The sequence below is a fragment of the Catenibacillus scindens genome, from assembly GCF_014202115.1.
Classification (GTDB): domain Bacteria; phylum Bacillota; class Clostridia; order Lachnospirales; family Lachnospiraceae; genus Catenibacillus; species Catenibacillus scindens.
Genome location: NZ_JACHFW010000016.1, coordinates 13,617 through 36,752 on the forward strand (window position 1 = coordinate 13,617; position 23,136 = coordinate 36,752).

Consider the following 23,136-nt stretch of genomic DNA (forward strand, 5'->3'; position numbering starts at 1 on the left):
CCTCCTTTACTTATCCATTTGGGCCTGATCCTTTTTTTCATAGTAATCAAAAATCTTATCGACAATCTGGTGAACCTCTGACCTGTTTATATTTTTACAGATGGCCTCTGCCAGTATGACCTGTAAAGTATCAAACAGCTCCTGCTGGGCAAGGCATTTATCATAGTCCACCGCGACGTAAGCTCCCTTTCTCCGGTCCAGCTTCACAAAACCGTCCTGCTTTAATACAGAATATGCCTTATTTACGGTATGCATATTAATGCCGATGTGGTCCGCCAACTGGCGCACTGAAGGCAGTGACTCGCCATCCTCAATCTGGGACGTGGCAATCCCGATAATGATTTGATTTCTCAATTGTATGTAAATTGCCTCGTCACTGTTAAAATCAATTTTAAGAACCATATGCCTCACCTGATCCTCCTTGTTGTTATAGTCATGATATAACAGATAACTCATTTTGTCAACCCTAAGTTTTAAGCAACAGTTCAGCCATCAGAGCTAGGCGGACAGGTTTATGCTTGCATAAGGATCTGGACGCTCCATTCCTGATTAATTTCTTATGATTTTCTAAAATGTTTATAAATATCCTTAAAAACATTGCCCTTCCGCCCTCGGCAATGATATCATGATGATACCAGGGTCAAGCAGACATATTTCTACAAAAAAGCATGTCTACTTGACCCGAAAAACATCGAAAAGGAGCCATTTTTTGCAGAAAAATGTGCGTATTTGAGATGTTTTAGGGCACTAGGCATCGGTGGTGCCTGCCCAGCGCCGGCCGTAACGGAGCAGAGACACAAATACACGAAAGCGGAGCAATCCGTGTCTCATGCCCATTTGTCGGGCAACTCATTATCATTGAAGATCACAGTTTAGCCATCAGCGGTAGGCAAAAGCAAATGGACGCGCAAGCGCGTCTGCTTGGCTCACTGTCCGCAAAAATAAATATCTGTGATCAAAGTGCTTTTTTTAAGAAAAAAACATAGAATTTACAAAAGAACACCAGGAGGCATGTACCATGAGCTACGATTTCGCCATGCTCTTTTTTCTGTACTCTTTTTTCGGCTGGGTTACAGAAACTGTCGTCAAATCTCTTTCAAAAAAACATTTTATCAACCGCGGATTTTTTACCGGGCCCTTTTGTTATATTTACGGTTTTTCCGGAGTGCTTATGAGCATTGTATTCCGCGACCTCGCAGATCAACCAGTATTTTTGTTTCTCGGATGTGCGGTTCTGGCCACCGCCATTGAATGGTATACAGGAAAATTTCTGGAACGGATAAACTATCATAAATGGTGGGATTACTCAAAAAAGAAATGGAACTTTGACGGTTATATATGTCTCCAGTACTCCATCCTGTGGGGAATCCTGGGTCTGCTGGCTGTAAAATATGTCAATCACTTCTTTATACATATTTTTCAATGGCTCCCTGAAATCCTCAGGGTAATCGCCGTGTGGGTGCTGGCTGGCATCGCCCTTTTAGACGGCATCGCCTCCTTTGCCGCCGCTTTCCATATTAAAAAAGGGATGTATGCCATTTACCGGTGGAACAGTCATCTTGACCGGTGGACTTATCGTCTGGGCAAATGGATCGTATCCCACGTGGAACGGCGAATGGTAAAAGCCTATCCGTCCATTGACCATAAAGAAAAAGCCACTGCCAAAAAAAGTACAAAGTTCGCTGAAGGGTGCGGCTTCTACAAACTGTTCTGGCTATTTTTCCTGGGTGCTTTCCTGGGGGATATTATTGAGACAGTATTCTGCCGCTTCAGCATGGGCTGGTGGATGAGCCGCAGCAGTTTCGTCTGGGGACCCTTCAGTGTTGTGTGGGGTATGGCCATTGTTCTTGCCACTGTTCTTTTATATAAAGACAGAGAACGGCCGGACCGCCATATATTTTTAATTGGTACCTTCCTGGGCGGTGTCTATGAATATGTGTGCAGCGTCTTAACAGAAATCGTCTTTGGAAAGGTCTTCTGGGATTACAGCAAAATCCCCTTTAACCTCGGCGGAAGGATCAACCTTCTCTTCTGCCTGTTCTGGGGTATCGCTGCGGTGATCTGGATCAAACTACTCTTTCCCCGGATCTCATGGCTCATTGAAAAGATTCCAAAAACTCCAGGGAAAATCATTACATGGATCGCCCTAATCTTTATGGTTGTCAACGCGGCCGTATCCATGATGGCCCTGATCCGGTATGATGCCCGTGCCAACAATGAACCGGCGGACAGCGCCTGGGAGCAGCTTATGGACGAATATTTTGATGACACCCGGATGGAAGTCATTTATCCCAGTGCAAAACCCAGATAACATCGGATAGGGAAGATTACATCTTCCTATCCGCTCTCCCGCGATACCTCGCTCATCTCGCAGCTCACGCTGCTCGATGGTCTATACTCCGCCTCGGTCGGGTCTAAGTGAACGTGCGCCGCCAGGCACACCACCAAAAAAGCAGGACTGTGGAAAATACCATAGTCCTGCTCTTTTTATAATTAAATCCCGTCTCAAAGAAAGACAGGCCGGCTGCCCGATGACGATTACGCCTCGTCAATGGCTTTGCCGATATCGTGGCGCATATATTTGCCCTTAAAATCAATCCACTCCACCGCTTTGTAGGCGTTGGCACGGGCTGTTTTCAAATCATCTCCTGTGGCCGTAATGCCAAGGACACGGCCGCCGTTGGTGACGATTCTGCCATCTTTAAAGGCAGTTCCGGCATGGAAACAATAATAACCGTCTTTGCCATCAAAGTTTTCAAAACCGGTGATCTCAAAACCTTTTTCATAGTGAACCGGATACCCGTCGGAAGCAAGGACTACACAGACAGCGGCGTTGTCTTCAAAGACAAGATCATACTGTGGGAGTCTTCCGTCAATACACGCCTCAAAAGCTTCCACAAGATCGGATTTCATCCGCGGAAGGACAACCTGAGCCTCCGGATCGCCAAAACGGGCATTGTACTCAAGAACTTTCGGCCCGTCGGCAGTGAGCATAAGCCCCACAAACAAAATACCGGTAAATGGACGACCCTCTGCTTTCATGGCATCCATTGTCGGCTGATAAATATGAGTCATGCAGAAATCGGCAACTTCCTGGGTATAGAAAGGGCTTGGGGAAAATGTTCCCATACCGCCGGTATTTAGCCCCTGATCCCCGTCTTTTGCCCGCTTGTGATCCTGGGCGCTTGTCATAGGCTTAATATGGGTTCCGTCGCAGAAACACAGGACAGAAACTTCCCGGCCAGTCATAAACTCTTCGATAACCAGATGATCTCCAGCGCTGCCAAATTGCTTGTCTTCCATAATAGTCTTTACACCGGCTTTAGCTTCCTCCAGGGTGGTGCAGATCAGCACGCCTTTTCCAAGAGCAAGACCATCGGCCTTTAAAACGATAGGCATTTTCGCAGTCTCAAGATAGGCCAAAGCAGCCTTCGGGTCATCAAAAGTCTCATAGGCCGCTGTAGGAATATGGTACTTTTTCATTAAATCTTTGGAGAAAGCCTTTGACCCTTCGATAATGGCCGCATTCTTTCTCGGACCGAAAACTCTCAGCCCTTTTCCCTCAAAGACATCTACAATGCCGCCAACTAACGGATCGTCCATGCCAACCACAGTGAGGTCTATTTTATTTTCCACGGCAAAATCTGCCAGACGGTCAAACTCCATAGCGCCGATGGAAACACACTCTGCCACAGAGGCAATGCCCGCGTTTCCCGGAGCGCAGTAAATCTGTTCCACTTTTGGACTTTTGGCTATACTGCAGGCAATGGCATGTTCGCGCCCGCCGCTTCCTACGATTAAAACCTTCATTCTTCTTTTCCTCCAAACAGTTTGTCCCGCGGCCCTCCCCTTGGGAGGCCGCCAAAAGTGGCGCTCCTGCGCCCCTTTTGCCTTGCAGCCCGCGAGATCAATCTACAGTCACAATGCCATCATGGATATGTACCCGGCCATTAGCAATGGCGTCAATGGCCGCGGGAAGCAGAACCCACTCTGCCTCCTCCATAATCCGCCGCTGCAAAACTTCCGGGGTGTCTCCGGATTTTACGCAGACTGCTTTCTGCATGATGATCGGGCCGGTATCCGTACCTTCATCCACAAAATGTACAGTAGCGCCGCTAACCTTCACGCCCCGGCGCAGCGCCGCTTCATGGACTTTCAGACCGTAATAGCCGGTACCGCAGAAAGACGGAATCAATGACGGATGAATATTAATGATCCGGTTTCGGAACTTCTCTATAATAATCTCTGGGACAACAACAAGATAGCCGGCCAAAACAATCAGGTCGATGCCGGCCTGCTCAAGATAATCCAGCATAGCCTGGTTAAAGGCATCCCGCGATTCATATTCTTTCGGAGAAATGCATACCGCCTCTATGCCATGCTTTCTCGCCCGCTCAAGGGCATAGGCGTTTTTGTTGTTGCTGATCACCACACCCACAGAGGCGTTAGTGACTTTACCACTCTCAATACTGTCAATGATCGCCTGGAGGTTTGTTCCGCCTCCAGACACAAGTACCGCTAATTTTAACATAATGTTACGCCTGCTTCCCCGGCCTTTGTCTCGCCGATGACATACGCTGTCTCTCCAGCTTCCTCAAGAAGTTTAATGGCTTTCCCGGCATCCTCAGGGGATACGCCAATGACCATACCAATACCCATGTTGTAGGTATTGTACATAACTTTTTCCTCCACCTGTCCCTTTTGTGCCAAAAGGTCAAAAATAGGCGGCACTTTGTAACTTTCCTTGCGGATCACCGCGTGGACACCTTCCGGAAGCATTCTGGGAACATTTTCATAGAAACCTCCGCCGGTAATATGGCTGCAGGCGTGGATCTTAACGCCGCCGTCCTTTAAGGCTTTGAGAGCCTTAACATAGATCCGCGTAGGCTCTAAAAGAGCCTCCCCTAAAGTTGTTCCAAGCTCATCATAGTATGTGTTTAAAGATTCTCTTGTCATATCAAAAACTTTGCGCACCAGGGAAAAACCGTTGCTGTGAACGCCGGAAGAAGCAATACCGATCAATGTATCTCCCGGCTTTAAGTCTTTGCCTGTGATCATGTCTTTTTTGTCCACGATACCTACGGCAAATCCCGCAAGGTCATACTCATCCTCAGCCATGAGACCAGGATGTTCTGCGGTCTCTCCCCCGATGAGGGCAGCCCCTGCCTGACGGCAGCCTTCAGCTACACCGCTGACAATAGTCGCGATCTTTTCCGGATAATTTTTACCGCAGGCAATATAGTCGAGGAAAAATAATGGCTCGCCGCCGGCGCAGGCGATATCGTTGACGCACATAGCCACCGCGTCGATACCGATAGTGTCGTGTTTATCCAACACCATGGCCAGCTTTACCTTTGTTCCGCATCCATCAGTTCCGGACACAAGCGTAGGTTCTTCCATATTCTTAAATGCACTCATAGAGAAAGCGCCGGAAAAACCGCCGATATCCGTAACCACTTCCGGGCGCATTGTACTCTGCACAAACTTCTTCATTAACTTAACAGACTCATATCCAGCTTCAATATCTACACCAGAATTTTTATAATCCATTTTCTTTTAGCTCCCTTCAGCCTTTCGTATAATTTTTATAGCCAACCTCATCCAGTTTTTTAGCTTTTTCCACAACCTGATCTTTCATCTTCTCGGAATATGCTTTCAGCCGTCCCAGCAGAGCCTCGTCGCTGGTGGCAAGAATCTTGGCCGCGAGGATTCCAGCATTGGCACCGCCGTTAATGGCAACAGTCGCCACAGGAATGCCGGAAGGCATCTGCACGATCGAATAAAGAGAATCTCTGCCTCCAAGGCTGGTGGTATGCATTGGTACGCCGATCACTGGCATTGGGAAAATTGCCGCGCACATTCCCGGAAGATGTGCAGCCATGCCTGCTCCGGCAATGATCACTTTCCATCCTTTGCTCTCCGCGCTTTTAGCGTACTCAAAAAAAACATCCGGCTCTCTGTGCGCTGAGATGATCGTCATCTCAAATTCCACCCCAAGTTCCTCTAAAACATCGGCGGCTTTACTCATTACTGCCAGATCTGAATCACTACCCATTACAATACCAACTTTTGCACTCATGGCCAGTCCTCCTTTATATTAATTAAATTTATTAGTGCAGCTTATAAATAACCTCTAACACTATTTCGACACTTTTATTGTAACTGTCCTTTGTTTTTTCGTCAATAGAAAATGTCCCATTCCTGTCCAAGTTTTATAAGTAATCCTAATCAAAAACAGGATTTAATGAAACGCCTCGTTTAAAACTTCCGTCCCAGGCAGGACAAAACGGCCGTTTTCAATAATTTTTATAGTTTCTCCACCGGGAAGAACAGCGTCAATACTTCCAATCTCATCATAAGGGATCGTAATATCTGTATGGCAATTAAAATACGCTTTCTTTGGCTCTGTCATTCTCAGAGCTGACACTTCGTTCTCCCTGGCAATAATCTCCTTGCCGTTAAGATTGTAAACTTTATGGTCTTCGCTGCGGCTGTAACATGTGTCCCCAAGAGCAAAGTGGGGTCCCATTTTTTCCACGATCAAAATGGGAAGCTTTTCAACAATATTGTATTTTCTCGCCATAACATAGGCTGTTGTGTTGGTTCCTATAGCAAACTCGCCCAGGGGAAGGCTGTCATAAGTTTTAAGTATTGTTTCTTTAATGTAACGCTTATTTTCATCGGGATTTTCAAAGTTGTCACAATCATAGCCCGTCACCATGCCATCTTTTAATGTCACTGTAAGGTTTGAAAAATGATAACCGCCAAGATAAACGCCGGACACATGGATCACCCCGTCGCTTCCAGCAAGAACCGGGCTCGTAAAAACTTCCCCTGCGGGAATATTCACGTCTGCCACACAGTTTTCAAACTTTGTCTGTGTCTTGGGATCGGAAAGATCCTTTAAACGAACCCTAATATCTGTGTGATTGGTCCCTTGCGCCCCGGTAACATGGACATAATCCGCCTGGTCCAGGACATCAATGATGCTCTGCTGAATGCGGGTGTAGAGACTGTTATCCAGGGTATTTATCCGGACTGTATCCCGGAATATGGCCTCAAAATCCTCTCCGATGCCCGGCATAGGGTAAGCGATAATGGTAAAACTCATATTATTTTCATCCATATACTGACTGGAAATCTGAGCGCTCTGGCTGGAATAGGCGATGGACAGTTCCTGCTGCTTTGCCGACAGTCTTGGGGCGTATTTGCTGATCTTTGGCGAAAAAGGCTCTTCCCCGAAAACATCCATACATGCCGGACCGGCATAGCCCGCCAAAACGTCTTTATACTTTTCATAAATCACCCGCATAGCGGAAAGTTTCCGCTCATTGAGGGCCTTATCTAGATAAAGGGCACTATCCTGACGGTGATCATAATCGTACTGAGGATTAGGGCTTGTCCCTATAAAACCGAAGCGGGAAGTTCTTTTATTCACCGCCGACACAGGGTTGCGGAAGAGATGGACTTTCAGCCCGGCAGCTTCAAACTTTTTGATGCTCTCCCGTATCACCCGCTCAAATCCCATATGGGCCCGGATGCATAGAGAATTTTTTACAGACAGATCCATCCCCATGACTTTAAATCCACGGATGAAGCCATCCACAAAAGTGTCAGCCATGGCAAGAATCTCCTCCTCTGGGAGACGGTTTAAGAAGCGAGCCATTAAAAGTTCCTCGTCGCTGACATACTCTCCATATAAATAGAGATACCTCTCATCTGTCAGGTCCGCTTTGCAGATAATATCTTTAATAAACGACATCCTGTCGTCCATCTGTTCGCGGAGAAATGACTCCATAGCTACATCGCTGTAGTCACTGACATACCAGTAAATAATCTTTTCCAGAGTTTTTTCCGAAGGGAGTTCCTGGGATTCAAAACAACTGTAAAGCTCCATGAACAGCTCAGCGGCGGCAGTCATCTCCTCCCGCCGTCCCTCATAGGCCCAGGAGATCATCCCCCGGATCTGGTCGTAGGCAAAAGACAAAAGGGGGCCGTAGTCCTTTCCAAGTTTTTTTGCGGCGTAATCTGGATTGCCGTAGCTTTCCCCGTAATGTTGTGGAAGAATATCTCCGTAAAGACTCTCGTTAAGCGCCTTCAGCTCATCCAAATTCCATGTATATACCCAGTTTTTCCCCTCTTTCATCTGATCAAAAAAAGCATACCTCTCCTTCATTATCACAATAAACCGGGCGGTCTTTATAAAATAATCCCGAAAAGGCTCTTTTACGGCCGTTTCCCCGCCTAAAGCTGAAATGCGGTCCATAACCAGGTTATAGCGCTCCTCCACGGCCTCGTTTTCTTCTCTAAATAAGTTTCTGTAATCCATTGACAGTCCCCTTACTCTTGAATGATATTTCCATTTTCAATATTTTTATCAATAATACCTTTAACGTAACGCCACACTTTCTCGGACCCTTCATGAGTGCGGGTGTTCCGCCCGTAAATCTGTTCCCGGCGAACGTTATGTTCCCGCCAGGAGCGGCCTCCTGAGGCGTCGTTGAGAAGTACCGGCTGACAATGATCCAGCGTTCTGGCAAATTTTGCCTCCGCGGTCTGCCCGCTCTCAAACTCCTCCCACAGATCCCAGATTAGCTTTTCCTGATCTTTTGGCAAAATAGAAAAAAGCCGGCGGGCTCCAGCCACTTCCCGCTCCTTCTTTGTCTCATTGCCGCAAGAATCGTAGGCATAGGTATCTCCGGCGTCAATCTCCACAAGATCATGGATCAGCACCATCTTCATTACTTTAAGTACATCTATAGGTTCATTGGCGTACTCCGCCAGAAGGAAAGCCATGATCGCCAGATGCCAGGAATGCTCCGCGTCATTTTCTTTGCGGCTGCCATCGCTGATATATGTCTGGCGGAAAACATTCTTAGACTTATCAATTTCCAGGATAAAATCCATCTGCTTTTTCTGACGGAAAAAAGCATCCAAATCCTGAGAATTTTCCACAGCTTCTTTTTCTATATGCTCCTTTTCCATATGCTCCACTCCCTACATAATGCAACAGTTTTGCCCGCCTCATCCCTGATAGCAGAACTGTCGCTACATGACAATTGCCAGTATTCCCACAATGACAATAAAAAAATGTAATCCCAGTGAAACTCCGCACAAAGCTTTTCCTGTATTGAGACATCTTCCAAAAACATCGTCATCTTTAATACTTTCTCTGGCTATTATAAGACCCACAAGAGCGGCAATCAGGGTAATTACCCCAACCCCGGCCATCCACAGGGGAACATTACCGCCCATAACCACGGCGGCCACAACCAGGCCAATGAGAGCCAGGATTGTGACCGCGCCAATGACAGTTGTGATAACCCCCGAATTTGTCTTTTTCTTCTCGATTTTTGTAAAGCTATAAATTTGTTTTGCCAAATGTATGCCTCCTGATGGTATTGGCTACAAGGTACACAAGAAAACCTGCCATACCTCCAATGGTATTTAGTATAAGATCATCCACATCAAAAGATCCCACCTTTGTCACCAACTGTACGGTTTCTATACAAAGGCTTAAAAAGAATGTCGCCGCCACTGTACACCAGAATTTGTGCAGCCCTTTAACGATCACCGGGACCATAAAGCCCCATGGCATAAATGCCACAATGTTGCCAAACAGATTGATTACAAACCCTCGAAAACCTATAATTTCTCTATAAGTATAAAAACGCGAGATTTCTCGGAAAGGCATCAGATTATAATGATAGGTGTCACTGACTGTACGCCCGTAGCGCTCGCTGAAAAAGCATACATAGGCCAGAACCGCAATATAACACACCAGCAGGATCACCGTTGCCTTCCGTATCTTTCTTTTTAGATGTATACTCAAATCTGTTATGTTACCTCCGATTTTTCCGGTGCAAAACGCCGGTTCTATGATGATAAAAGGCGCGGCATGGGTTGCCGCGCCCCGTCCGTCACTTTCGGACTAAAATAAAATATTGGATTTACTTTTAAGAAGTCTGGCACCGTTGACAATAGAGATTACCCCGATGGTAACTCCTGCCACAATACTGACAATGCCAAATACCAGATTGCCAACACCCACATTTTTCATTACGCCATAAATTTTTTCATGGATCTTTTCGTGCATTTCGCAGCCTCCTTTCGGTTAAAGCCCTATACAAACAGACAGCCTACTGTACCCCATACTGTTTATAATATGCGTCAATTGCGGCTTTTAATGTGTCGTCAATGATCACTTTGCCTTTATAGGGACGATTATATAAATGTTCAACGACTTCTGCCATCGTTACAATGGCCGTTGTTTTAATACCATATTTTTCTTCAATCTCACTTAAAGCGCTCTTCTGTCCCTGCCCCCGTTCCATACGGTCCACAGAAACTACAAGACCGAGGACATTAACATCGCCCTGGGCTTTAATAATAGGCAGAGTCTCCCCGATAGAGGTTCCCGCAGTAGTCACATCTTCGATGATAACGACTTTGTCTCCATCAGCAATAGGACTTCCGAGAAGGATTCCCTTATCGCCGTGATCTTTTACCTCTTTGCGATTGGAGCAATATTTAATATCCTTCCCATACAGGCTGTGGATGGCCATCGTTGCAGCCACACTTAAAGGGATTCCTTTATAAGCGGGACCAAACAGCACGTCAAAATCAAAACCGTAAGCGCTGCTAATGGCTTTGGCATAATACTCTCCCAGACGGCATAGCTGTCCGCCGGTGCGGTAAAAACCTGTATTTACAAAAAAGGGCGTTTTTCTCCCACTTTTAGTAACAAAATCTCCAAACTTTAAAACGTTGCAATCGACCATAAACTCAATAAATTCCTGTTTATACTGTTCCATATCGACCAAACCTCCTGCATTGGCAGGCTTTTTCGCCCGCGCTATTTCTTTTCAATTCTAACATAACTCCATTAGTTTTTCAACGAGGGAATACCACTTACATAAATGCTTCGCAGAAAAATCACAAACTCTACAGCGGAATAGTCATAACAAACTTTGTTAGCACGGGGACAAGAAAAGAACATAGTACCCCGTTAAACACTGCCAAAAGAGCCATATCCGCGGAAGTGTATTTCAGGATCACCGGCAAGGTGGTATCCTCGCTTGTAGCCGCCGCCGGGGCAATGGCCGAATAATAGTTGAGATGTTTTGCGATCCACGGGATGGAAACAAAAGACAGTATTTCTCTGAGCAGATTGCTTAAAAAGGCGATGGTCCCTAGCCGGGCGTTGACCATACTCGTCACCAGGACACCTGAGAGACTGTACCACCCCAGACCGCTGACCACCGCCAGACTTTCCCCTAGCTTCTCCCTAAGAAGAAGGCAGCACACCGCGCCGCCACCAAGGGTGCCGGCAATGATCCCTACAGGGATAAGGAAAATCCGGATATGATACTGGCGGATCTTTTTAAAAACTGACCGATTCATCCCCACGCTGATCCCAACAAGAAACATAAGCAAATATAAAATCATATCTGAGTACTGGGTGAAAATTCCGGCAATATTTCCTGAGAATACAAACCGTCCGCACAGTATCCCTCCCACCAAAGATCCAATTGCGATAAATACCATGACCCTACGCCTCTTTTCCATTTTTCATAAATTTTTTAGTCAGCACAAATACAGCGATCACAGAAAAAATTCCGGGAATCACAGCAAAAATCAAGCTTTCCAGACCCAATTGGGAGAGATCCGAGAAGAAATCATCCCGACTTCCCAAAGACACTCCCATGGAAAAAATAAGAAGCGCCGTACAGATCAACTGAAGCTTTCCGATGATTTTGGAAAGTTTTTTGGGCTGCCAAAAATAACCCAATATTACACCAGCAAACATAATCACCTCTACAAGCATACATCCTTACTCCCTTCTATATTTATAGGAACACACCAACAGACAAATTCGGGCTGCTCCCTTTGACTGTTGCCTCTGGCAATCAGACTGTATCTCATAATACCATAATACGACATTTTTTGTAAATGTTGTGTTTGACCCTGTCTGAACTTTAGTATATAATAAATAGAAAGGTGTTAAAAAGTATTTTAATGCCCATGAAAGGTGATCAAGATGAATGAAAATAATACTCAGCCCAGGAGTGCGGACTTAGAGGACGATAAAAAGCTGTCAAAAACTATTGATCAGCTTCTCTCTCAATTTAAAGAAAACAAGAAAAATATGGAATATATCCGTCCCCAGATGCTCCCTGGCATTGATCTTTATATGGATCAGGTGACAACCTTTATGGAACAGCATCTCGGAGGTACCAAGAGATATCCCCAGGATAAGATCTTAACGAAAACCATGATCAACAATTATGCGAAAAATGATCTTCTCCCTCCTCCGGTAAAGAAAAAATATTCCAAAGACCATCTTCTTTTTCTGACAATGATTTACTACTTAAAAAACTTGCTGTCCATGAGCGATATAAAAACACTCATGACACCTGTCCGTGAGATTTCAGAAGACAACAGCAGCGCTTGCAGTCTGGAAGATGTATACTCTAAAGTTTTTGAAAAGGCGGAAGGGATGCAGAGGGATCTCCTGGATGAGATTGACAGGGACTACCGGCAAAGCCGGGGTACCTTTGAAGACAAAGAAGACCTGGATGATTTTACTTTCGTATGTATGTTGTGCTATGATATTTTTATCAAAAAACAGCTTGTAGAACAGATCATCGACGTTATGTCCTTCCGGGAAGGGGTTCCCGTGGACGATAAAAAGCATAAATAGGCGCCCTATAACAGGCAGAAATCCCGGAAAACAAGGGTCAAAGACCATGCTTTCCGGGATTTTTTTAATTTTCTTTCATCCGGTTAATCACCATATCATAACCGTCGTTGCCATAGTTTAAAGAACGATTCACCCGGCTGATCGTCGCCGTGGATGCCCCTGTCTTTTCCGCAATCTCAAGATATGTTCTCTGCTCTCTCAGCATGCGGGCAACCTCAAAGCGCTGAGACAGGGAAAGTAGTTCATTAATTGTGCAGATATCCTCGAAGAAATCAAAGCACTCATCCATGTTTTCCAGGCACAGGATGGCTTCAAAAAGCTTTTCCACTGCCGGTGTTTTAATCTTTTTATTCATTCCAACTTACCCCTTCAATAGTAACAGTTCAACCTGCCCATATCTGATGGCTGAACTGTTATTTAATATTCATCATTTTACCGACATTGATATTTTAACATTTTAAACAGATAAAGTCCAGAGCTTTTGTCATCGGATGTGGAAAGATTCCTTTCCCGTCCGATGACCGCGATTCCCCGCGCATCTCGCGGCTTTGCCCCGCGATAGTTTCCGATTTTACTTTACTTGGCACGCAGCGCCCATCCGGGCAAATCACACAAAAAGGAAGGGCCCCGCATAACACGGAGCCCCATTTTGTTACCCAAAAAAGGATCGGATCATTCTTTTACACCACCGATGGCAATACCTTTTACAAAGTATTTCTGGAAGAATGGGTAGAGGACCATAATAGGTACAACACCCACAACTGCCATTGCCATACGGATACCGGTACTTGGCATTTCCTGAGTAACTGTTACAGAAGAACTCATGGAAGCCAGTGCCTTAATGTTAGACAGAATATTGTTCAGCAACTGCTGTAAGCTGTATAAATGGTTATCTGTAATGTAGTACAAACCATTCATCCAGTCGTTCCAGTAGCCGATACCGATCATCAGACCGATGGTTGCCATAATTGGCAGAGACAGGGGAAGAACAATCTTACGGTAGATCAGAAGTTCTCCAGCGCCGTCAATCTTTGCGGCCTCAATGAGAGCCGGATGGATATTACTCTTGAAGTTAGAACGGAGAATCATAATATAGAAACCGTTCATTAACAGTGTCGGGAAAAGTAAAGCAAAAATTGTGTTCTTTACATGGAAGATCTGGGTCCACATGATGTAGGAAGGTACCAGACCACCGTTAAACAGCATGGTAAAGAATACATAGAATGTCATTACTTTTCTTCTTGGATAATCGCTTCTGGAAAGTGGGTACGCAAGCATAGGAGCCACAATCAGAGCGATGATTGTACCAACGATTGTTACAAGGAAAGTAATACCATAAGCGCGGAAAATGTTTTCCGCATTGGATACAAACAGATATTCATATGCATAGCCGCTGAATACTCTCGGGAAGAAGGAATAACCATCTACAAGAAGTACGCTCTCGTCAGTTACAGAGGACATAACCAGCAGAAGGAACGGTAATACCGCTGCTAACATAAGAATAAACAATACAACGTTACAGATAATCTGGAAAATAATCTCGCCTTTTCCTTTAACACTTGATTCCATATTCTATATGCCCTCCTTTCCTAGAACATTGCGTTTTCGTTGTCGATCTTACGCACGATGCCGTTGGCAACTAATACGACTACAAAACCGACAACAGACTGGTACGCGCTGGCTGCGGATGCCATTGCGATGTTGTTTAACTGTAACAGGCTTCGGTATACATATGTATCAATGGTCTGCGTTACCGAGTATAGGGCACCGGAATCCATAGGCACCTGATAGAACAGACCGAAATCGGAGTAGAAAATACGTCCGATACTCATTGTTACCAATGTAATGATTGATGGTTTCAGTAATGGCACGGTAATACGTGTGATCTGCTGCCAGCGGTTCGCGCCGTCCACATAGGCGGCCTCGTAAAGGCTCTTGTCAATGCTGACAATGGCAGACAGATAAATAATGGAGTTATAACCAAGACCCTTCCACAGGTTTACAAAGGTTAATATGAACGGCCAGTATATCTTCGTATTATAGAAGTTTATCTCATTGCCTTCTCCAAGGATACCTTTGTTAATAAGACCAGCCTCGTTGCTCAGGAACGCGAATACGATGTAAGCAACGATGATGATGGAAATCAACTGCGGCAACAGGATTGTTGTCTGGTACAGCTTCTGGAGCTTTTTGGAAAATACTTCGCTTAAAAAGATACCAACAATAATACCAAGCAGGTTACCAAGGATGATGAACGCCACATTGTAAAGAATGGTGTTACGTGTCATAACCCAGGCATCTGATGATGAGAACAGGTATGTGAAGTTGCTAAATCCTACCCATTCACTGTTCATAATACCCACGCTGTAATCTACTCTCTTGAAAGCGATGAAGATACCAACCAGCGGGAAGTAGTTGTTGATCAGGAAGTAAATACATCCCGGCATAATCATGAAGTCCAGAGGACTGAGAACTTTATTCTTATAAAGAATATGGAAGCCTCTGGCGATGGTGATCACTGCGATCAGTGCCAACAGCCATGCTGCGTAGGATGTTCCAGCGTTTCTGGCATCTGCCATAATGTACTGAACCTGCATGGTAAACAGTACGGAGAAAAGCAGCTCCAGGATACCACCTAAGATAATAAGGAAACCAGCCAGACGGATCTTTTTGATCTTCGGGAAGACAAGTGCGAACACAATGGAGAGTACCGCAGCAGCGATAAACGCTATCAGCAGCCACTGGGACGCAATGACAACCTCGCCGTCCTGGACGGAGGTTCCTGTGATGAACTGCAGACCGCTCACTGTCCACTGTACACGGTGGTAAGTATAGTGGGCGAACGGAAGCAGGAAGCACAGAACAGAAAGAATGGAAAGTATGATAACATCCCATAGGATCTTGCCCTGTACCGGAAGCAAAGTTTTTTTCGTTTTCGTTTCCAAAACCTTATCCCCTTTCTTAGATAACAATGATTTTGTTATAGTTTATCTATTTTTTAGATTTATTACATCTTTTCTCGTAACTTATTTATGCAATTTGTCCTCCTTATTTTTTGCATTTTCCCACTCTGCCTCGAAAAAGCGGCAAAATATCATTAATATTTTTATAAATATTTTAATATTGCTCTTTTTTATTTCTTTATGAGAAACAAAAAACATTTTTTCACAGGGGATTTCGGAGGAAAACTTTAATAATTTTCGCCAATTTTTCCCACCTTTTATTGACTTTTAGTTCAAACCAGCCTAAAGAGGTTCATAATTGATATATATACTTTTCCCTTTTTTTCAAAAATGTATAAAAACGGCAACTTATTTATGAATATTTCTTTTTCCTTTGTAAAATTTGCGCAAGCATTCCATATTACGGCTCCTGATTGGCAAAATGCCCATAAAATCGCAAAAAGGGTATGGCAAAATGCCATACCCTTTTATATAAGACCCTATCTGATCCTGTTTTTGATTATTCAGCAGCAGATTCTGTCTCAGCTACAGCCTCTGTATCTGCCACAGCTTCTGTGTCAGCAGCAGCGTCAGTATCTGCCACAGCTTCTGTATCAGCGGCAGCCTCTGTATCTGTGGAACCGGCAGATGCTGTGCCGCCATTGCCCTCAGCAAGCCACTCGTCTAACTGAGTCTGATACAGATCAATAACATCCTGGATGCCTGCGGAGTCAAGAGCAGCAAGGAACTGATCATAAACTTCCGGATCGGAGATACCGCTGTCGATACCTGCCTGATACTGTCCGAGAACATTGGAGATTGCGGAAAGCTGAGTGGAAACTTCAGTTGTGTCAGCAGCGAAACCGAAGTATGCGCTGTAACCGATATTATCCATCTGCTCTTTCGCTTCTTCACGGATGCTCGGATCCTGTCCTTCCCATGGACGAACAAGGAACTGGTTGCCGTAAAGGAAGTCTACTGTATGGTAAGCAGCGTTATTGGAATCTTCGCCTTCTACAAAGTGTGCAAGTCCATCATCGCCAACAGTATAGTTTACATCCTCAATACCCCATGCAAGGAGGTTGCAGATACGCTCATCTGTGTACATCATGTTCATAAATTCGATCGCTGCTTCCGGCTCTGTTGCAGAAGAAGGAACAGTCCATACGAATTTTGTACAGTTAGATGTAGACATCATAGGTTCTTTTACTAAAACACAAGTCATCGGCATACCACAGGAGTCTGACTTGGAAGTTTCTACACCGATCTCACTCATGGAGAAGTAGGAGAAAGCAACGTTGGATTTTACAAGCTGCTCTGCCTGCTCCTGGTTTGTTGTGGAGTCTTTGTATACATAACCTTTTTCATACCAGTCATGCATCTTCTCGTACATTGCCCGATACTGGTCGGAGGCGAAGTTGTTCTGCACTGTAGGATCGCTTCCGTCAGGGTTGATGGCGATAATCTTATTCAGGTCGCCTAACTGGTCATACGTCTGGGCATCAGCAAATGTATCTGTAGCCAGATAGTATCCGCCGAGAGCCATTGTGTTTCCGGCTGCGTCGGAAGGAACGATGCAGGACAGCTGTTTCCACTTGTCGCTGCTATGTACAGCCTCAAGGATAGCTTCATAGTCGTCCATGCTCTTCATGTTCTGAGCCTGCTCAAGAAGTCCCAGATCCTCAAGGACATCCGTACGCATAACAATATAAACGCTTGTTACAAGAGAACGGTAAGTGGTTACACCGTATACTTTGCCGCCTAAGGTTGTACCTTTGATCAGATCACCTACAGTGTCAAGAACACCCTGGCCATATTCCGGAAGAAGATCCGTAATATCCATCAGCTGTCCCTGGGCAGCCATGTTCTGGAAAGAAGCGGAGCCGGATGGCATGGTTACCATCAGGTCTACTTTTTCACTGGATGAAGTCTTTAAGTTCACCTGCTGTTCGTAGTTACCAGTCTCGATCATCTCGATGTTCACATGAACATTGATCTCATTTTCAGTAATCTCGTTAATAGCATCCTCCACAGCCTGAAGGCCTGTAGGGATCGGTCCCATGGACAGATATAACATGTTCACCTCACGAATATCTTCCAGTTCGCCGTCATCGGCTGCTGCTGCGTCGCCGCCGTTTGCCGCATCTTCGCCGGAGCCTGTAGTATCCGCTGCTCCGCTGTTGCCGCCGCCGCTCTCGCTGTTACCGCAGGCAGCTGCTGTGGAAAGCACAAGGCAAAGTGCTGCAAAAAAAGCAATAAGTCTTTTTTTCATTGTAAACGTCCTCCTTTTCTAAATTGTTTACGAATTTATTTTATACAGCTTATCCACTAAAAACATCTAAAAATACCTACATTTTGTTCAGGTTGTCCATGTGTTTTTTTAATTCCGCCTTTTTTCGACGTTCTTCTCCCGGGTTTTTGTTAAGATTTAGTAAAAAATATTAAGATTTTTATCATTGCTTTTTGCACAGGTATCCACTAAAATAATAAGTAAATATTTGATGGAGGTATTTTCTTTATGAAAAATATACATACAACGGCTCCCATAGAGAAAATTTATACCGGAATTATCACATCACAGGCAAAATTGTACAATAACACATACAGTTTTCTGTCTTTACTTGACGGAGAAATGACGCTGACAAGGGACGGACAGGCTCTCAGAGGCAGCGGGGGAACCGTATTTTTTCTGCCTCCGGGCAGTGAGGCCGAACTGACAACGGAAGATTCCGCCATTTTTTTCATTGTATCCTTTGATTACCTCTTTACCGAAAACCTTCTTGGATATCACGCCTATGAAAAAATCGCCCTGGATGGCATTCCCCGGCGCCCGGGGGGAGATTCCTCCCTGATTCAGTACCTGGCCGCGGTAGCCTCCATCTACTTAGACGAATCCAACAAAAGCCCTCTGGCCCTGGGCGCGTGCGCCCTGTCCTTTTTTCACTACCTGGGTCTTTACTATATAGAAGAAGCCCAATCTCAGCGTTCCCGGCAACTGTCCCCGCGGCAGTATGCCCACCTGACGAAGATGAAAGAATATATCCACACCCACTATACTCAACCGATCACACTCTCGGATCTGGCCACCCAATTTGATATGACGCCCCAGTACACCGCTACTTTCTTTAAAAACACCGCTGGCGAGACTGTTTTGGAGTATCTGGCCAAAATCCGCCTTAACAAGGCGGCGGACTATATTCTTTATTCTGATGAGACACCCTTTTACATTGCCGCAGCCACCGGTTTTCCCAATTTAAACGCCTTCATCAAAGCCTTTTCCGGACGCTTTCAAATGACACCGGACCAGTGGCGCCAGATCCACCCAAAGCCGGAATTTAAAGTGACCCTTGGCAATATATTGTGGTTTCAGCCGGACAATCTGGCTAAAGACTATATTGATAATTATGTTCCCCTGCGCCCTGTAAGCCCTATCGTTTCCAATGAGCGGGGAGAAGCTAAAACCTACAAAATTACTGTTACTCAGGGAGAGTTTTTCTCTCCGCCATGGACGTACCTTATAAACCTTGGCTATGTCCAGAGTTTTTCCCACGGAGATTACCGCAGACAACTGTCTTCCATTCAAAACACCATCCACTTTACCTATGGACGTATCCTGCGCCCATTTGATATTGTGACCCCCATCACTGTAGATGGACAGCAGCTTTACGATTTCAGCAAAATTTTCCGGGTACTGGACTTTCTCAAAGAAATACAGCTCCTGCCTTTTATCGAACTTGGAAACAAGCGGGGCAAAATCAATATCAATTCCTGGGAGCGTATTGATTTTAAAGTCCGTGAAGACTCTGCTGACTACTATGAGGATTTATTTAAAATTTTGCCGGCTTTTCTCTGTCAATGTATTAACCGGTATGGCATGGAGGCTGTGGGACAGTGGTGTTTTGAACTTTGGACGGAACACAGCGATATGGACAGTGACCTTGTATCCCCTTCCGTCTATGCCCAATATTTTTCCAGGGTGTACACCATTATTAAGCAGATTATCCCCCAATGCAGGGTAGGCGGCCCGGGATATAACACATACGCGCCCCTGTCCCACTTTGAGCAGATTATGTCAGAGGTTTCAGCCTCAGGCGCTCTCCCGGACTTTATTTCCGCATACATATACCCGTATGTTTTAAAAGACAGTGAGGAGATCACTACCGTCGGCGCTGAAACTCCTATCCTCTCCCCCGATCCGGAAATTTATAAGCGGCGGCTTTTAAAAGTTCACGATTTCTGCCAGACTTACTATCCGCAGATTCCCGACCTGATTATTACAGAGTATGGCTGTGAGGTATCTTCCCGGAATTTTATTAACGACTCCATTTATCAAGCCACATTTATCGCCAAATTTAATCTGGACGGTTTCTCTCTGGCCCACGGATTTGGTTATTGGCTCCTCTCTGATATTTCACTGGAATATCGGGACTCTAACCAGATACTTTTCGGAGGAAACGGACTTGTAAATCGCAATGGAATTTATAAACCTGGTTTCCATACTTTTCGTTTTCTCACAGGACTTGGCAACAGAATGATCGCTTCAGGACCGGAGTATATTATGACAAGGCTTGGCAACGGCCAGCTTTCCCTGCTTGTATACAATTACGCTCACCTCCGCGAGGATTTTTGTCAAAACAACACAAGCTACGCTTCCCTGAAAAATCCTACGGCGGTCTTTTTCCCAATGGAGCCCAGGGATATTATTTTTACCCTTGAAAAACTCCCTCCGGGGAACTGGCGTATCCGCCATTATACGATCAACAATGATCACGGGAATCTCCTTAATGAATGGATACGGCTGGGCGCCCCGGAAAACCTGTCCCGGAGTGACATTGATTATCTCCAGGCCGTATCCTGGCCACATCAGGAAATGTACTACAAGGAAACAGAAGGCACTCTGGAAATTTCATGCCACCTCGCCCCCCAGGAAGTCGGCCTCTACATTATTGAGCATATTATTTAAGGAGTCTTTATTATATGAATGAAAAAACAATGATCACGCCTGTCCACAATATATCACTGTATAATATTTCAAAAGAATATACCCTAAATTTATCTGAATATGAAATTTTTATGGTTCTTCACGGGAGTATCCACATCCGAAGTGAAACCTATGAAGATAATTATGAGGCGCGGGATCTTCTGATATTGAATCCCGGAAAGAGTTATATTATCAGTCCTCTGGAGGAAAATCTTGTTCTTTCTCTGGCTTTTGAGAAGCACTTTATCCATGAAGTCATCGGAAATAATCATCAGATCTTCTGCGACTCCAGGGAAGCTTTCCAGAAGGACTATGAGCCCATGCGTAATCTTGTGGCTTCCATTGTCTCCGCTTATTTTGACAACGCGGAGGGGAATAAGCTGACGATCTATTCCATGATCTTTTCTCTTCTGGCAATGATCCAGAAAAATTTCACCGCCAGCACTATTAATCTCTCAGATACTTCTGAGAACAGCAAACATTTATCCCGTATTCAGGAGATCATCAGCTATGTGGATGAGAATTACCCGTCGGTCATTACTCTCGCCTCCCTCGCCGAACATTTATATTTGTCTCCCCAATATCTGTCAAAATTTATAAAACAGCATTTTCATAAAACCTTTTACGAATATTTGAATCAGGTGCGCATTGAACATGCACTGTCAGAAATCCAGTATACGGACACATCCATCACTAAGATTGCCTTTAACTGCGGTTTTCCCAATCTGACGGCATTTAATAAAATATTTAAAGAATTTTATCACACAACGCCGAGCAGCTACCGCAAAGAATTTCGCCAGTCTGCAGGTAAACAGCAGCTTCAGCATGAGGGGCCGATGGACGAGGATATCTCCACCCAAAATATTGAAAATGTCAGAGCCTATCTCTCAGATTTGTCCCTGAAGGGGAGCCAGAATGACAACAAAAGTCCTGGGGCTGATACAAACCACTATGTGATCTCCGCCAACATGACGGAATCTGTGCCGCAAAACAACCCATTTACCCGGATTATTAATGCCGGATACGCTGTGAATATGCTATCCTTCAGTTTTCTTGAACAATTGGAAAGCACTTTTAAATCTGTTGATTTTACATACATCCGTTTTATCGGAATTTTGGATGACGATATTCTCCCAGAGGTGGAAGGGGACAAGACTTCTGGATATAATTTCCATCTAGTTGACATGATTTTAGACTTTTTATTTGAACGGGGAAAAATCCCTTTTCTTGAGCTGAGCAGCAAGCCCCGTAAAACAACCATCGCCACAACCCGCACAGGATTCCTCACTAATTCCGGCAATTTTAAAGAAAAAATTTTTCCGCCATCCCATTTTCAGAAGCTGGATATGCTTATCCGGCATTGTATTAACCGCTACGGCCTAAGCTTTGTATCCTCATGGTATTTTGAGGTGTGGGCCGCCCATTCGGACTATCTGGAATACGACGAGAGCGGCGTGGAATACGCCCAGCGCTTTAAAAAGATCCACACCATCCTATCCGCCCACCTCCCGGTACTCCACTTAGGCGGCCCGGGGTTTAACACAAGCGCCCCCTTACCCGTCCTTCACAATTTTATCCAGGAAGTCAACCGTGAAAAACTGTCTTTTTCTTTTTTGTCCCTTTACCTTTATCCATACAAGGTCACTGCCTCCAATCTTCTGAAACAGAAAGATGATTATGTGATCCTGTCAGCAGACAAAGACATATTTTCAAAAAAACTGAGTTTCATTAAAAGCAGCCTGTCCAGCTTTTACCGCCAGCTCCCGCCTGTTATTGTGACGGAATTCAATTCGGATCTTGCGGGGCAAAATCATATTAATGACTCCTGCTTCCAGTCCGCTTTTATATGCCGGAATTTTTTAAAGCTGAAAAACGACGTGGATATGATGGCTTACTGGCTTCTCAGTGATCTCACGGAAGAATATATGGATTTTTCTTCCACCAAAAAAGGAGGTATCGGTCTTTTCAATGAACAGGGACAAAAAAAACCCGCCTTTTTCGCCTACGAGTTTTTAAACCAGCTTGGAAATGCTGTGATCTGCGAGGGCGATAATTATATTGTGACAATGTCCTCCACAAACCACTATCAGATCCTTGCATTCAATTACGCCCATGTGAGCAAGTATTACTGTCTCAGCCATTCAGATAAAGTCAATGTCCAAGATACTTACTCAATTTTTGACCCTGTCTCCCCGGTCAACATGACCTTTCAGCTTTACAATCTTGAGGCCGGACAGTACAAAATCAAACGCCATGTTCTGGACAGAGATCACGGAAGCCTCCTGGACACAATGGCCCATATGTGGTTCCAAGGAAATCTCAGTTTTGAGCGTCTCAGCTACAATATAAGCAATCTATCCCCGGAAGAGCAGGAATACTTTTCCATGGCGTGTATTCCTTCCCAGAGTATCTTTTATAAAAACTCCGACGGCTCCCTCACGTTAAACTGTAAAGTCAGTGCCCATGAGGTGATCTTTTATGACATCTCACTCCAGCTTCAGTGATTTTGC

At 44.9% G+C, this 23,136-nt stretch carries 21 protein-coding genes; 4 read left to right on the top strand and 17 right to left on the bottom strand.

Annotation, left to right across the window (positions count from 1 at the left end; genetic code table 11):
• Nucleotides 1-6: 6 nt before the first annotated feature.
• Entirely contained in the window at nucleotides 7-402 is a 396-nt protein-coding gene (locus HNP82_RS15070) for a GntR family transcriptional regulator (protein WP_183776161.1), read from the bottom strand.
• Nucleotides 403-1,018: 616 nt separating this feature from the next.
• On the opposite strand from HNP82_RS15070, the gene HNP82_RS15075 reads away from it, so the two are divergent.
• Nucleotides 1,019-2,311: a putative ABC transporter permease gene (locus tag HNP82_RS15075; RefSeq protein WP_183776069.1), complete on the top strand. Its 1,293-nt coding sequence runs from the start codon at nucleotides 1,019-1,021 to the stop codon at nucleotides 2,309-2,311.
• A gap of 227 nt (nucleotides 2,312-2,538) precedes the next feature.
• Here HNP82_RS15075 and purD read toward each other — a convergent pair whose 3' ends face one another.
• The 12 genes from purD to HNP82_RS15135 all read right to left on the bottom strand — a co-directional run bounded on the left by purD (nucleotide 2,539) and on the right by HNP82_RS15135 (nucleotide 11,827).
• On the bottom strand, nucleotides 2,539-3,810 hold the full coding sequence (gene purD, locus HNP82_RS15080; RefSeq protein ID WP_183776071.1) for a phosphoribosylamine--glycine ligase: 1,272 nt from the start codon (nucleotides 3,808-3,810) through the stop codon (nucleotides 2,539-2,541).
• A gap of 97 nt (nucleotides 3,811-3,907) precedes the next feature.
• Nucleotides 3,908-4,531, bottom strand: coding sequence for a phosphoribosylglycinamide formyltransferase (purN, locus tag HNP82_RS15085; RefSeq protein WP_183776073.1), 624 nt, complete (start codon nucleotides 4,529-4,531; stop codon nucleotides 3,908-3,910).
• On the bottom strand, nucleotides 4,525-5,550 hold the full coding sequence (gene purM / locus HNP82_RS15090) for a phosphoribosylformylglycinamidine cyclo-ligase (RefSeq protein WP_183776075.1): 1,026 nt from the start codon (nucleotides 5,548-5,550) through the stop codon (nucleotides 4,525-4,527). Before purM ends, purN begins: the two co-directional genes overlap by 7 nt.
• A gap of 16 nt (nucleotides 5,551-5,566) precedes the next feature.
• A complete protein-coding gene (purE, locus tag HNP82_RS15095; protein WP_183776077.1) occupies nucleotides 5,567-6,079 on the bottom strand; it encodes a 5-(carboxyamino)imidazole ribonucleotide mutase in 513 nt (170 codons plus the stop codon).
• A gap of 162 nt (nucleotides 6,080-6,241) precedes the next feature.
• Entirely contained in the window at nucleotides 6,242-8,329 is a 2,088-nt protein-coding gene (locus HNP82_RS15100; protein WP_183776079.1) for an aminopeptidase, read from the bottom strand.
• Nucleotides 8,330-8,340: 11 nt separating this feature from the next.
• Nucleotides 8,341-8,907: an HD domain-containing protein gene (locus HNP82_RS15105; RefSeq protein ID WP_183776163.1), complete on the bottom strand. Its 567-nt coding sequence runs from the start codon at nucleotides 8,905-8,907 to the stop codon at nucleotides 8,341-8,343.
• A 141-nt stretch (nucleotides 8,908-9,048) separates the two neighbouring features.
• Nucleotides 9,049-9,381, bottom strand: coding sequence for a hypothetical protein (locus HNP82_RS15110; RefSeq protein ID WP_183776081.1), 333 nt, complete (start codon nucleotides 9,379-9,381; stop codon nucleotides 9,049-9,051).
• The gene (locus HNP82_RS15115) at nucleotides 9,362-9,832 is read right to left on the bottom strand and encodes a VanZ family protein (protein WP_207720642.1); all 471 of its coding nucleotides are present in this window, start codon (nucleotides 9,830-9,832) and stop codon (nucleotides 9,362-9,364) included. Before HNP82_RS15115 ends, HNP82_RS15110 begins: the two co-directional genes overlap by 20 nt.
• A gap of 99 nt (nucleotides 9,833-9,931) precedes the next feature.
• Nucleotides 9,932-10,096, bottom strand: a complete 165-nt coding sequence (locus HNP82_RS15120) for a hypothetical protein (RefSeq protein ID WP_183776083.1) — start codon at nucleotides 10,094-10,096, stop codon at nucleotides 9,932-9,934.
• Nucleotides 10,097-10,139: 43 nt separating this feature from the next.
• Nucleotides 10,140-10,814: an orotate phosphoribosyltransferase gene (gene pyrE, locus HNP82_RS15125; RefSeq protein ID WP_183776085.1), complete on the bottom strand. Its 675-nt coding sequence runs from the start codon at nucleotides 10,812-10,814 to the stop codon at nucleotides 10,140-10,142.
• A 130-nt stretch (nucleotides 10,815-10,944) separates the two neighbouring features.
• A complete protein-coding gene (locus tag HNP82_RS15130) occupies nucleotides 10,945-11,547 on the bottom strand; it encodes a lysine exporter LysO family protein (RefSeq protein WP_183776087.1) in 603 nt (200 codons plus the stop codon).
• Nucleotides 11,548-11,551: 4 nt separating this feature from the next.
• Complete coding sequence (locus tag HNP82_RS15135) at nucleotides 11,552-11,827, bottom strand: LysO family transporter (RefSeq protein WP_183776089.1); 276 nt, start codon at nucleotides 11,825-11,827, stop codon at nucleotides 11,552-11,554.
• Between the two features lie 213 nt (nucleotides 11,828-12,040).
• On the opposite strand from HNP82_RS15135, the gene HNP82_RS15140 reads away from it, so the two are divergent.
• Nucleotides 12,041-12,703, top strand: coding sequence for a DUF1836 domain-containing protein (locus tag HNP82_RS15140; protein ID WP_243164797.1), 663 nt, complete (start codon nucleotides 12,041-12,043; stop codon nucleotides 12,701-12,703).
• Between the two features lie 64 nt (nucleotides 12,704-12,767).
• Here the strand turns inward: HNP82_RS15140 and HNP82_RS15145 are convergent, their stop codons facing one another.
• The 4 genes from HNP82_RS15145 to HNP82_RS15160 all read right to left on the bottom strand — a co-directional run bounded on the left by HNP82_RS15145 (nucleotide 12,768) and on the right by HNP82_RS15160 (nucleotide 17,917).
• Nucleotides 12,768-13,058, bottom strand: a complete 291-nt coding sequence (locus HNP82_RS15145) for a YerC/YecD family TrpR-related protein (protein WP_183776091.1) — start codon at nucleotides 13,056-13,058, stop codon at nucleotides 12,768-12,770.
• Between the two features lie 317 nt (nucleotides 13,059-13,375).
• Complete coding sequence (locus HNP82_RS15150) at nucleotides 13,376-14,272, bottom strand: carbohydrate ABC transporter permease (protein WP_183776093.1); 897 nt, start codon at nucleotides 14,270-14,272, stop codon at nucleotides 13,376-13,378.
• Between the two features lie 20 nt (nucleotides 14,273-14,292).
• Complete coding sequence (locus HNP82_RS18495; RefSeq protein ID WP_330599651.1) at nucleotides 14,293-15,648, bottom strand: ABC transporter permease subunit; 1,356 nt, start codon at nucleotides 15,646-15,648, stop codon at nucleotides 14,293-14,295.
• Between the two features lie 517 nt (nucleotides 15,649-16,165).
• A complete protein-coding gene (locus HNP82_RS15160) occupies nucleotides 16,166-17,917 on the bottom strand; it encodes an ABC transporter substrate-binding protein (RefSeq protein ID WP_183776095.1) in 1,752 nt (583 codons plus the stop codon).
• Nucleotides 17,918-18,163: 246 nt separating this feature from the next.
• Between HNP82_RS15160 and HNP82_RS15165 the strand changes: the two genes are divergently transcribed.
• Together HNP82_RS15165 and HNP82_RS15170 are read left to right on the top strand one after the other, a co-directional pair.
• Nucleotides 18,164-20,608 carry a GH39 family glycosyl hydrolase gene (locus tag HNP82_RS15165; RefSeq protein ID WP_183776097.1) on the top strand — a complete coding sequence of 815 codons (2,445 nt, stop codon included), beginning with the start codon at nucleotides 18,164-18,166 and terminating at the stop codon, nucleotides 20,606-20,608.
• 14 nt (nucleotides 20,609-20,622) lie between these two features.
• A complete protein-coding gene (locus HNP82_RS15170; RefSeq protein WP_183776099.1) occupies nucleotides 20,623-23,130 on the top strand; it encodes a GH39 family glycosyl hydrolase in 2,508 nt (835 codons plus the stop codon).
• Nucleotides 23,131-23,136 lie beyond the last annotated feature (6 nt).

What these genes read in the sequence shown, in the direction of transcription:
- HNP82_RS15070 (WP_183776161.1), bottom strand. Translation starts at nt 402, where the DNA reads ATGGTTCTTAAAATTGATTTTAACAGTGACGAGGCAATTTACATACAA.
- pyrE (WP_183776085.1), bottom strand. Translation starts at nt 10,814, where the DNA reads ATGGAACAGTATAAACAGGAATTTATTGAGTTTATGGTCGATTGCAAC.
- HNP82_RS15135 (WP_183776089.1), bottom strand. Translation starts at nt 11,827, where the DNA reads ATGCTTGTAGAGGTGATTATGTTTGCTGGTGTAATATTGGGTTATTTT.
- HNP82_RS15130 (WP_183776087.1), bottom strand. Translation starts at nt 11,547, where the DNA reads ATGGTATTTATCGCAATTGGATCTTTGGTGGGAGGGATACTGTGCGGA.
- HNP82_RS15165 (WP_183776097.1), top strand. Translation starts at nt 18,164, where the DNA reads ATGAAAAATATACATACAACGGCTCCCATAGAGAAAATTTATACCGGA.
- HNP82_RS15150 (WP_183776093.1), bottom strand. Translation starts at nt 14,272, where the DNA reads ATGGAATCAAGTGTTAAAGGAAAAGGCGAGATTATTTTCCAGATTATC.
- HNP82_RS15170 (WP_183776099.1), top strand. Translation starts at nt 20,623, where the DNA reads ATGAATGAAAAAACAATGATCACGCCTGTCCACAATATATCACTGTAT.
- HNP82_RS15140 (WP_243164797.1), top strand. Translation starts at nt 12,041, where the DNA reads ATGAATGAAAATAATACTCAGCCCAGGAGTGCGGACTTAGAGGACGAT.
- HNP82_RS15145 (WP_183776091.1), bottom strand. Translation starts at nt 13,058, where the DNA reads ATGAATAAAAAGATTAAAACACCGGCAGTGGAAAAGCTTTTTGAAGCC.
- HNP82_RS15075 (WP_183776069.1), top strand. Translation starts at nt 1,019, where the DNA reads ATGAGCTACGATTTCGCCATGCTCTTTTTTCTGTACTCTTTTTTCGGC.
- HNP82_RS15160 (WP_183776095.1), bottom strand. Translation starts at nt 17,917, where the DNA reads ATGAAAAAAAGACTTATTGCTTTTTTTGCAGCACTTTGCCTTGTGCTT.
- purE (WP_183776077.1), bottom strand. Translation starts at nt 6,079, where the DNA reads ATGAGTGCAAAAGTTGGTATTGTAATGGGTAGTGATTCAGATCTGGCA.
- purD (WP_183776071.1), bottom strand. Translation starts at nt 3,810, where the DNA reads ATGAAGGTTTTAATCGTAGGAAGCGGCGGGCGCGAACATGCCATTGCC.
- HNP82_RS15100 (WP_183776079.1), bottom strand. Translation starts at nt 8,329, where the DNA reads ATGGATTACAGAAACTTATTTAGAGAAGAAAACGAGGCCGTGGAGGAG.
- purN (WP_183776073.1), bottom strand. Translation starts at nt 4,531, where the DNA reads ATGTTAAAATTAGCGGTACTTGTGTCTGGAGGCGGAACAAACCTCCAG.
- HNP82_RS15105 (WP_183776163.1), bottom strand. Translation starts at nt 8,907, where the DNA reads ATGGATTTTATCCTGGAAATTGATAAGTCTAAGAATGTTTTCCGCCAG.
- HNP82_RS15120 (WP_183776083.1), bottom strand. Translation starts at nt 10,096, where the DNA reads ATGCACGAAAAGATCCATGAAAAAATTTATGGCGTAATGAAAAATGTG.
- purM (WP_183776075.1), bottom strand. Translation starts at nt 5,550, where the DNA reads ATGGATTATAAAAATTCTGGTGTAGATATTGAAGCTGGATATGAGTCT.